The sequence below is a fragment of the Methylobacterium sp. J-092 genome, from assembly GCF_022829325.1.
Taxonomy (GTDB): domain Bacteria; phylum Pseudomonadota; class Alphaproteobacteria; order Rhizobiales; family Beijerinckiaceae; genus Methylobacterium.
Genome location: NZ_JAKSXU010000057.1, coordinates 1 through 9,300 on the forward strand (window position 1 = coordinate 1; position 9,300 = coordinate 9,300).

Consider the following 9,300-nt stretch of genomic DNA (forward strand, 5'->3'; position numbering starts at 1 on the left):
CGCCGTCGCCCCGGTCGCGGCGCAGACCCTGGCCTCGCTGCCCGCCCCCACCATCGCCGCCGCGTCGGTCGGCGCCGCCAAGCCGATCCTCGCCTGGGTCGCCTTCTGCCAGGGCTACCCGGCCGAGTGCGCGGTCGACCCCGCCGAGCCCGCCCGCATCGCCATGACCCCGGCGATCTGGAACACGATCCAGGCCGTCAACCGCCGGGTCAACGCTACGGTGACGCCGGTGACCGACATGGACCACCTCGGCGTTCCCGACCATTGGGACCTGGCCGAGGACGGCTCGGGCGATTGCGAGGACTTTCAGCTGCTCAAGCGCAGCCTGCTGGCCAAGGCCGGCCTGCCGCGCCGCGCCATGCGGATGACCGTGGTCATCGACGAGAAGGGCGAGGGCCACGCCGTGCTCACCCTGATCACCGACCGCGGCGACCTGGTGCTCGACAACAAGACCAGCCAGATCCTGCCCTGGCACCGCACCGGCTACACCTTCATCAAGCGCGAGAGCCAGGACGCCGTCGCCTGGGTCTCCCTCGGCGGCGTCACCTCCCCAGTCACCACCGCCAACCGCTGAGGCTCAGGCGGCCTGGAGCGCCGGCTCGGCCTCGACCTCGGACGGGACGGGTTCTTCCGTCATCTCGGCATCCGCCGGCACGGGCCGCTGCGCCGGACGCTTGAGGGCGTCGCGGCGGATCCGGCCGAGCTGCATCTCGATCCGCCCGATGAAGGCGGTGATGTGGGGGGCGACGCCGCGCAGGCTGGCCAGATCGCGCAGGAGGATGTCGACGGCGAGCGCGCGGTCGGCGTCGGTGGGCGAGGCGGCGAGGAACATCTCCACCGCGTGCTGGGCGATGTCGATCGCCCCCGGGGCGCCGTTCTCGGCGAGAGCCCGGATCATGAGATGGATGGGGGGTTGCGACACGGTTGCGATGATCCCTGGCGGCGCGTTGGCCGGCGTCTTGCTGGGACCCTCGAATGCCGATCCCATGGCACCGGCACGCCGTCACGCCGGTGTCACAGTCTCAAGCCGCGAATCACGCCGGAATCAAGGGCTGATCGACCGTGCAGGGCACGCATACCCATGGCGCATGTGCGGGTGGCGCCCTTACATCACCGCGCGGGATCGGAACCTTTCGCCGCCGCCGTGGTTAATTCGCCCTTAATTTTCGATTGAGCCGCCGACGGGAGCGTGCCAGCTTGGGCGCTTCGGCAGGGCGGAGCATCGAGCATGCGGCACGCGGTTGTCCAGGCGGCAGGTGCCCTCGGCGGCATCCGATGGCGCGATGCGGTGCGGCGCACGGGACGCGCCGCGGCCCTGGGCTTCGCCGGAACGATCCTGATGATCGGGGGCGCCTCCACCCAGCCGCGCATCGCCGCCCATCCGCCCGATGCGGCCACCGCCGTGGAGACCGGGCCGGCGGCGCGGCCGGTGGCGGCCTGGACCGAGTTCTGCCGACGCATGCAGGCCGAATGCGACGTCGACACCCGCGAGCCGGCGACCATCGCGATGAACACCGCCCTGTGGCGGACGCTGGCGAGCGTGAACCGCCGGGTCAACGCACGGATCAGGCCGATCACCGACCAAGCGCACTGGGGCGTCGTCGACCGTTGGGACTTCCCGGATGACGGGTTCGGCGATTGCGAGGATTACCAGCTGCTCAAGCGCCGGATGCTGATCGAGCGCGGGCTTCCCCGGCGTGCCCTGCGGATGACCGTGGTGATCGACGACATCGGCGAGGGCCACGCGGTGCTGATGGTGCGCACCGACCGCGGCGACTTCATCCTCGACAACAAGACCAACACGATCCTGTCGTGGCGCAACACCGGATACGCCTACATCAAGCGCGAGGGGCAGGACGGGCGGGCGTGGGTGACGCTCGACGGCGGCGCGTCGCCGGTGGCGACGGCCAACCGCTGACGGCCCGGCTCAGGCGCCGACGACGAGGGCCGCGAGGTCGAGGGCGACGCGGCCCGAGAGCAGGCCCCAGCCGCAGGCGATGATCGTCGCCAGCATCACGAACGGGATCGGGCGGCCCTCGATCCGGCGTCCGCGCAGGGTGTTGCGCAGGATGATGAACGGAGCGCCGAAGGCCAGCATCGGCAGCGCGGCGACGGCGGTGACGCCGCCGAGCCCGAGCAGGTTGAAGCTCGCGCGGCGCGTCGTGCACAACTCGAACGCGCTCGCGAGCAAACCTGACAGGGCCAAGCCCACGCAGAGCGTCCGGATCGTATCGAGGGCAGCGGGGGCGAGGACCATGACGCGCGCACTCCATCCGAGGATGCGTGCAGTCTAGCCCGGATGTTTACGAAGCGTTAAGCACTTGTGCGGGTTAGCGTTAATTCGTGCACAGGCGAGACGCCGGCCTCAGGCCTCTTCCTCGAGGTCGATGTCGAGGATCGCCATCCGGAACACGAAGGAATCGTCGCCGTCCTCCTTGTCGTCGGAGATCACGCCGATCGACTCCTCGCCGATGTAGACCTCGGCGGAATCGCCGTTCTTCAGTGCCACGATGCGGATGCTGGCATTGGCGAATTTGCGGCGCAGGTAGTCCTGCAGCTTCGCGACTTCGGGCTTGGTCACGCTGTCGAGCCTTTCGGGTTCTTCATGCAGGGTGTCTTCGGCGATGCGCGCCGTGATCGGCGGCCCGCCCGGCGGCCGGGCCACCGCTTGCCACGCCCTCGGCGGTGGAGCAAGCGCGGCGGCCCGCCCGCGTCAGATCCCCTCGGCCATGTGGATGAACTGGTCGATGCTGACGAGCTGATCCATGGCGCGGGCGGGCTCGGCGCAGCCGGCGGTGCCGACGACGCGGGCCGGCACGCCGACCACCGTGGTGTGGGCCGGAACCGGACGCAGGACCACCGAGCCGGCGGCGACCCGGGCGCATTCCCCGACCTCGATGTTGCCGAGGATCTTGGCGCCGGCGCCGATCATCACGCCGCGGCGGATCTTGGGATGGCGGTCGGCGCCCTGCTTGCCGGTGCCGCCCAGCGTCACCGCATGCAGGATCGAGACGTCGTCCTCGATCACCGCGGTGGAGCCAACGACGAGGCCGGTGGCGTGGTCGAGGAACACGCCCCGCCCGATCCGCGCCGCCGGATGGATGTCGCACTGGAACACCTCGGACGACCGGCTCTGGAGGTAGAGGGCGAGGTCGCGCCGGCCCTGGTTCCAGACGTGGTGCGCCAGCCGGTGGGCCTGGATGGCGTGGAACCCCTTGAAGTACAGCACCGGCTCGATCGCGCGGCTGGTCGCGGGATCGCGATCCATCACCGCGACGATGTCGGCCCGGAACGCCTCGCCGATGCGCGGGTCCGCCTGGATCGCCTCGTGGAAGGCATGCGCCACGAGCTCGGACGGCAGCGCAGGATGCCCGAGCCTTGCGGCCACCCGGTGCGAGACCGCGCCCTCCAGGCTGGTATGGTTGAGGATCGTCGCCACGATGAAGGATGCGAGCTGGGGCTCGTCGCGGATCACCGCCTCGGATTCGGCCCGCAGGCGCGACCAGACCGGATCGACGGTGCCGGCGAGCCCGTCGGCGACGGGACGCCCGAGGGCGTGACTGCCAGTCATGGTATGCTCCTCGGTGGCGCGGGACGAAGCCCGATGGCCGGTCGGCGCCGGGGCGCCCCGGCCGGGTCGCGCCGGGTCACGGATGATCACGGGTCGGTTGCGGACCGGCGATGCCCGGTCGTCGCCCGACGCACGCCGAAAGCTTGGGGTGGCGCCGGCCCTCGATCAAGGGTCGTCGCGAGACGCCGGGCACGGCATTGCAACCCTCAGGCGGTCGCTGCCTGCGCCTGGAAGCGCGCCTCGATCGTTTGCGTCAGGCGATCGACCATCACCTCGACGGGGACGTCGGAGGTGTCGACCGTCGCCGAGGCGCGGGCGTAGAGCGGCTCGCGGCTGGCGAGCACCGCCCGCAGCTCCAGCATCGCCGAGGCGTGGTCGCCGGTCATGGCGAGGTGCCCCTGGTCGCGGACCCGCTGCATGTGCTCCTCCGGCCGCGCCTTGAGCCAGACGGTGAAGAACGCCTGCAGAAGGAGGTCGTAGGTCAGGGGCTCGGCGACGATGCCGCCGCTGGTCGCGAGCACCAGCGGGCCGGGATGCTCGGTCAGGCGCCGCAGCGCCGCCTGCTCGAGCCGGCGATAGCCTTCCTGACCGTAGATCGCGAAGATCTCCTGGACCGAGAGCGCGTTCTCGCGCTCGATCTCGGCGTTGAGCTCGATGAACGGCCAGCCGAGGCGTTCCGCGGTCATCCGCCCGAGCGTGGACTTGCCGGCACCGCGCAGGCCGACCACCGCCACGCGGGGGCGCGGCATGCTGCCGTCGCGCGGGCCGCCGGAGAGCGCTTCCTTGGCGGCCGCGATCTGCGCCGGCGAAGCTTGCCCCAGCAGGTCGCGCAGCACCGGCCAATCCGGAATCGCGTCGTTGCCGGTGATCAGGTCGTCGAGGCGCACGCCCATGGCGTCGGCGACGCGCCGCAGCAGGATGATCGAGACGTTGCCCTGCCCGCCCTCGAGCTGGGCGATGTAGCGCTCGGACAGGCCCGACGTCTGCGACAGCAGCTTGCGCGACAGCCCGCGAACCGTGCGCGCATGGCGGACCCGACGACCGAGGTCGTTCAGGAAGAGTGATTCTTGTTCCACCGCGCCGGCCATGGCGTCGTCCGCTTTCCGATTGATCCCAAGCGCGAGACCGGCCTCTCGGCCATCCCGACGCAAGTCATGCGCCGCGAACCTCGCGTGAGGGCGGCCATGACCCGGTCACGCCCGATCTCTCGCGAGACGTCCGGCGCACCCCTGCCCTCGGTGCATGATTGTTCGTCTCAAGGAATTCGAGCGGTTGCGATGCTGCGACGCACAACGCGTCCGCCTCACCGGTCCTCTCGTCCGACGCCCCGTATGTGTTGCGCTGCGGTCCCGCGGTCAACCCGGCGCGCCGATCGTTGTAGGGACAACGGGTGCGGTTTTCCCGCGCGATGTGCTCGGTTCTCTCACTCGGTGGTGAGTGCGGTGGCTTCGAGGACGGGCTCCCCGGCGGGCGTTTTGCGGGGCGCCGCGGGCCGTACGACGGCGGCGAGACGCTCGGCCGAAGGACGGCGCGGCGGCAGCGGCACCGCGACCGTGTCCGCCGCCGGATCGACCGACGTGGCGGCGGCCGGCGTCGGCGCTGCCGGCGTCGCGGCGAGGGTCAGGTTGGAAAGGTCGGCGCTGGCCACCTGGACCGGGGCGCCGAAGGCATCGGGCCGGCGCGGCGGCAGCGGCACCGAGACGGTCTGGGCCGCGCCGGCCGAATCGGCCTGGGGCTGATCGGCCGCCGGATCCTGCGTCGGCCGCAGGCTCGCCATCTCCACCGAATCGCCGGCGCCGAAGGCCGCGGGGCGACGGGGCGGCAGCGGCACCGCGACGGTCTCGGCCGGTGCTGCGGCCGCGGTCGGCGCATAGGCCAGGGCGACGTTGGCGGCGGCGAAATTGGTGTCGGCCGGGGGGGCGCCGGTGAACAGGCTCGCGACCGCGCTCGCCGAGGCGGCGACCGGGGCGACCACGGAGGCGACCTCGGTGGAGATGCCCTGGCGCTTGGCGGCGTAATAGTACCCGCGATTGTAGTAGCCGTAGGCCTGCGTGATGTTGCCCTGCGCCGTGCGGTAGGCGCCGGCGAGGTAGGCGACACCGTATTTGAGGTTCGTCGCCGGGTCGAGGAGGCCGGCGGCGTCGCCCTGGTAGCCGAGGCTGCGCGCGGTGGCGGGCTTGATCTGCATCAGCCCGAGCGCGCTGCCGCCCTTGGCCTTCGGGTTGTAGTTGCTCTCGCGCTTGACCACCGCGTGGACGAAGCTCGCCGGGACGCCGTTCGCCTTCGCGTGCTGCTCGATCAGCGCATCGATGTTGTCGCGGGCTCCCTGCGCGATGGCCGGGACGGTCACGACCGCCAGAGCTGCGGCGAGGAGAAGGCGTCGATGCATCCTGAAGACCCGGTCCCGCTTGTTCTGGTCAAGCTAGGTCGGGGTCAAATGAGGCCGGAAAGCGGCTCGGATGCGGTCGCCGGTGGGCGACGAGACCGGGGGCGCCGACCTGTGCCCGGCATGCCACAGACGTCGCCCTCCGGGCGTCAGGGCAGGATCAGCCGATCGACCGCCTCGGCGAAGCCGTCGGCATCGTTGGTGTCGGTGAGGTCGGTGGCCGCCGCCTTCACCGCCTCCTCGGCGTTGCCCATCGCCACCGAAACCCCGCTGCGCGCGAACATCGCCCCGTCGTTGCCGGCATCGCCGAAGGTGGCGATGCGGTCGCGCGCGATGCCGAGATGCCGGGCCATCCAGTCCACGAAGCCGCCCTTGTCGATGCCCGGCGGCGTCACGTCGAGGTAGTAGGCCTGGGAGCGGTGCACGACCGCGCGGCCCTCCAGGGCGCCGCCGATCTCGGCCTCGCAGGCGGCCAGGTGCGCGTGGTCCCGGCTGACGCCGACGAGCTTGGAGGCGCGGCCCAGCAGGGGGGAAAGGTCGGCGACCACGTTCGGCTCGGCATCGAGGGTCCGGCGCTCGAGGTCCGTATAGGCCCCCGCCGGGTCGCGCAGGCTCCACGAGCCGTCGGCGAAGACCCAGACGTCGAGTTTCGCGGCGACGAGCCGGTCGACCGCATCCCGGGCGGTGGCCTCCGGAATCAGCCGCTCCTCGATCACAACGAGGTCCGGGCCGACCACCGTCGCGCCGTTGAAGGCGCCCATCGGCAGGCGGAGCGCCAGGGTCTCGACGAGGCCGCGCAGGCCGACCGGCGGGCGGGCGGACGCCACGGTGAAGCCGATGCCGGCGGCGTGCAGGCGCGCCACCGCCGCGATCGTCCCCGGGCTCAGGCTCTTGTCGGTGCCGACGAGGGTGCCGTCGACGTCCGAAATCACGAGGTCGATGCGCCGTGCGCTCATGCGGATTCACTTCCGGTCCCGTGGATCTGCGCGACGACCCGCTCCGCGACCGTCTCGGGGGGATCGTCGATCCCGACGACGATCGGGTGCTCGTCGGCGGTCGGCGGTTCGAGGATCGCGAACTGGCTGTCGAGGAGCGCCGGCGCCATGAAATGCCCGTGACGACCCGCCAGCCGGCCGGCGATGAGCGCCCGGCTGCCGTCGAGGTAGACGATCCGCACCCGCCGCGAGCCGCCGGTGAGCACCTCGCGATAGGCGCGGCGCAGGGCCGAGCACACGATCACGCCGGACTCGCCCCGCTCCAGCCGGTGCCGGATCCAGACCGCGATCGAGGCGAGCCAGGGCGCCCGGTCCGCGTCGTCGAGGGCGAGCCCGGCATGCATCTTGGCGACGTGCTCGGGCGTGTGGAAGCTGTCGCCGTCGACGAAGATCCAGCCGAGCCGCTCGGCGACCAGCGCGGCCACCGTGCTCTTGCCCGAGCCCGAGACCCCCATCACCACGAGCACCTGCGCGGCGGGCCGCCCCGCCTGGTCGTTCGATCGGGACAGGCTCACGGGGCTGCGGCTCCGGGTTCGGGTTCGGCGGCGGGATCGCAGCGGACGGATAGCACGCCGCCCGCCCGAGGGGGGAACGGCCGCGTCTCAGCCGGCGCCCTTTCGAAGGCCGGGCTGAAGGTCGGCGACGATCGGGCGGACCGCCCGGTCGCGGAGGAATTGCGGCCCCAGCACCATCCGGAAATAGTCGTACGGGCCGGGCCGCTCGTTCGACATCAGGAACTGGAAATGCATCCGGAACGGCTTCCGGCAGACCTTGGCGTAGGTCTCCGGCGTGAGGATGTCGCGCACCTGCGCGGAGCGCACCAGCGGGTTGGCGATCGGGCCGCCGGCGAGCGGCAGGTCGAGGTCGAGCACGGGGTTGAAGCCGGGGAAGTTCATCCAGTCCTGCGGCGCCTGCACGTCGAGCCAGACGATCCGGCGCGAGGCGATGAGCGTGGCGACCTCGGCGCGGACGTGATCGGCGAAGGGCTGCGCGGCGACGAGGGGCAGGCCGGACCCGAGCGTGACCAGGGCGAGGGCCATGTCGTCCGCCCCGAGCTTCGGGGCGCGGGCCAGGATCCGGGCGGCGACCTCCGCGGCCGTGAGGCCGCCGGTGGAATGGCCGACGATCATCACCTCGTCCGGCCGCTCGCCGCTGGCCTCGGCCTCGGCGATCCGCGCCAGGACGCGGTCGGCGAACACCTCGAGCCGCTCCGCGTAGTCGCGCCGCCAGCCGTTTCCGTGCTGCCAGTTGAACACCCAGTCGTTCAGCAGCTGCCAGAAGAAGAACCGGTTGAGCAGCGCCTCGATCGCGACGATCCAGGCGATCCCGGCGACGACGGCGAGGGGCAGGGTGACCCAGGGCGGCCAGCCGAGGCTGTGCCCGAACCAGTCGCCGAGATGGGCGTGCACCATCGTCCCGATCGCCGCGGACAGGGCCGTGAGCAGTACGACCATGACGAACGGGTAGATGACGACGTTCCCGTAGAGCCAGTTGAGCCGGTAGAACCGGAAGATCAGCCCGCGCAGCAGGGCATGCAGCGTGCCGACGACCAGCAGCAGGACGCTCAGGACCCGCGGCCGGCGGAAATCCCGCGCGACGAGGTCGTCCCAGAGCAGCACGTCGTAGGACGTCGCCGCACGCCCCGGGTCCCGGCCCGGACCGACCGTCCAGCTCTGGACGAGGCCGTCCGGGCTGAGGACCGCCGGGGAGATGTCGGGCCGCGGATCGCCGAACCGCTTCGCGTGCCGGAGGAGCTCGCGCACGAACAGGAGGCGATAGCGGGTCCGCGCCTCCGGGTCGTAGCCGGGAATGAAGAACACGTGCCGTCGGCGCACCGTGCCGGGCCGCTCGGCCTGCAAGTCCGGCGGTGTGTAGGAGAGGGGCAGCCTCATGAGCGAGGAAGTTTTTCCAAGTCGTGCGATGTATCGCGGGGCGGCTCGATTGCCATCCCATAGAGCTTCATTTGTGCGAAAACCAGATCGCGCTTCCGGCGGGCGGCATCCCCTGCCCTTCGACCATCGGATCGCGACGGCTTCGTGTGTGCAGCGGGGATCATCACCCTCGATCCGGGCCTGCGCGGCTCAGTGTGTCCGCCCCGCTACGGACAGGGGGCTTCCGTTCGGCTAGGCGTCGAAGCCTCGAAAACGATCAGGCGATCCTGGATGCGCGTCCTCCCTCTCCTCCTGCTCACTGCGCTCGCGGTGTCGGGCTGCTCGGTTCTCCCGGCTTCGGGTCCGACGGCGCGTGCCGTGGAGGCGGGGGCGGAGCTGTCGACGCCGGAGGGGCTGCTGGCGCGCTACGAGCTGGTGGACGTGACCCCGGCGGTGATCGAGGCCCTGCGCGGGCGC

The 9,300-nt window shown here is 71.5% G+C and carries 11 protein-coding genes and 1 pseudogene; 3 read left to right on the forward strand and 9 right to left on the reverse strand.

Going from position 1 to position 9,300, the window contains the following annotated elements:
- Window positions 1-28: 28 nt before the first annotated feature.
- A complete protein-coding gene (locus tag MKK60_RS05535; protein WP_243984214.1) occupies window positions 29-574 on the forward strand; it encodes a transglutaminase-like cysteine peptidase in 546 nt (181 codons plus the stop codon).
- A 3-nt stretch (window positions 575-577) separates the two neighbouring features.
- On the opposite strand, the gene MKK60_RS05540 is transcribed toward MKK60_RS05535, so the two are convergent.
- Entirely contained in the window at window positions 578-922 is a 345-nt protein-coding gene (locus tag MKK60_RS05540; protein ID WP_243932331.1) for a hypothetical protein, read from the reverse strand.
- Between the two features lie 306 nt (window positions 923-1,228).
- Between MKK60_RS05540 and MKK60_RS05545 the strand changes: the two genes are divergently transcribed.
- Window positions 1,229-1,918, forward strand: coding sequence for a transglutaminase-like cysteine peptidase (locus MKK60_RS05545; RefSeq protein WP_409567371.1), 690 nt, complete (start codon window positions 1,229-1,231; stop codon window positions 1,916-1,918).
- A 9-nt stretch (window positions 1,919-1,927) separates the two neighbouring features.
- Here MKK60_RS05545 and MKK60_RS05550 read toward each other — a convergent pair whose 3' ends face one another.
- The 8 genes from MKK60_RS05550 to MKK60_RS05585 form a co-directional block, all read right to left on the reverse strand.
- Window positions 1,928-2,257 carry a DUF6949 family protein gene (locus MKK60_RS05550; protein ID WP_147842284.1) on the reverse strand — a complete coding sequence of 110 codons (330 nt, stop codon included), beginning with the start codon at window positions 2,255-2,257 and terminating at the stop codon, window positions 1,928-1,930.
- 108 nt (window positions 2,258-2,365) lie between these two features.
- The gene (locus tag MKK60_RS05555; RefSeq protein WP_147728559.1) at window positions 2,366-2,581 is read right to left on the reverse strand and encodes a DUF3126 family protein; all 216 of its coding nucleotides are present in this window, start codon (window positions 2,579-2,581) and stop codon (window positions 2,366-2,368) included.
- 132 nt (window positions 2,582-2,713) lie between these two features.
- On the reverse strand, window positions 2,714-3,571 hold the full coding sequence (gene cysE / locus MKK60_RS05560) for a serine O-acetyltransferase (protein ID WP_243984205.1): 858 nt from the start codon (window positions 3,569-3,571) through the stop codon (window positions 2,714-2,716).
- A gap of 206 nt (window positions 3,572-3,777) precedes the next feature.
- Window positions 3,778-4,683 (reverse strand): helix-turn-helix transcriptional regulator, encoded by a 906-nt coding sequence (locus tag MKK60_RS05565; protein ID WP_281406289.1) that lies wholly within the window; start codon window positions 4,681-4,683, stop codon window positions 3,778-3,780.
- Between the two features lie 311 nt (window positions 4,684-4,994).
- Window positions 4,995-5,960, reverse strand: a complete 966-nt coding sequence (locus MKK60_RS05570; protein WP_243984207.1) for a lytic transglycosylase domain-containing protein — start codon at window positions 5,958-5,960, stop codon at window positions 4,995-4,997.
- A 146-nt stretch (window positions 5,961-6,106) separates the two neighbouring features.
- Window positions 6,107-6,913 carry a Cof-type HAD-IIB family hydrolase gene (locus MKK60_RS05575; RefSeq protein WP_243984209.1) on the reverse strand — a complete coding sequence of 269 codons (807 nt, stop codon included), beginning with the start codon at window positions 6,911-6,913 and terminating at the stop codon, window positions 6,107-6,109.
- Window positions 6,910-7,407, reverse strand: a complete 498-nt coding sequence (locus MKK60_RS05580; RefSeq protein ID WP_147842290.1) for a gluconokinase — start codon at window positions 7,405-7,407, stop codon at window positions 6,910-6,912. Before MKK60_RS05580 ends, MKK60_RS05575 begins: the two co-directional genes overlap by 4 nt.
- Window positions 7,408-7,554: 147 nt before the next feature.
- Window positions 7,555-8,844, reverse strand: a complete 1,290-nt coding sequence (locus MKK60_RS05585) for an alpha/beta hydrolase (RefSeq protein WP_243984212.1) — start codon at window positions 8,842-8,844, stop codon at window positions 7,555-7,557.
- A gap of 270 nt (window positions 8,845-9,114) precedes the next feature.
- Here MKK60_RS05585 and MKK60_RS05590 point away from each other — a divergent pair.
- Window positions 9,115-9,300, forward strand: a pseudogene (locus MKK60_RS05590) (sugar transporter); the annotation flags it as partial.

Coding starts and splice junctions, on each gene's coding strand:
- MKK60_RS05545 (WP_409567371.1), top strand. CDS start 1,229: ATGCGGCACGCGGTTGTCCAGGCGGCAGGTGCCCTCGGCGGCATCCGA.
- MKK60_RS05550 (WP_147842284.1), bottom strand. CDS start 2,257: ATGGTCCTCGCCCCCGCTGCCCTCGATACGATCCGGACGCTCTGCGTG.
- cysE (WP_243984205.1), bottom strand. CDS start 3,571: ATGACTGGCAGTCACGCCCTCGGGCGTCCCGTCGCCGACGGGCTCGCC.
- MKK60_RS05570 (WP_243984207.1), bottom strand. CDS start 5,960: ATGCATCGACGCCTTCTCCTCGCCGCAGCTCTGGCGGTCGTGACCGTC.
- MKK60_RS05575 (WP_243984209.1), bottom strand. CDS start 6,913: ATGAGCGCACGGCGCATCGACCTCGTGATTTCGGACGTCGACGGCACC.
- MKK60_RS05580 (WP_147842290.1), bottom strand. CDS start 7,407: ATGGGGGTCTCGGGCTCGGGCAAGAGCACGGTGGCCGCGCTGGTCGCC.
- MKK60_RS05585 (WP_243984212.1), bottom strand. CDS start 8,844: ATGAGGCTGCCCCTCTCCTACACACCGCCGGACTTGCAGGCCGAGCGG.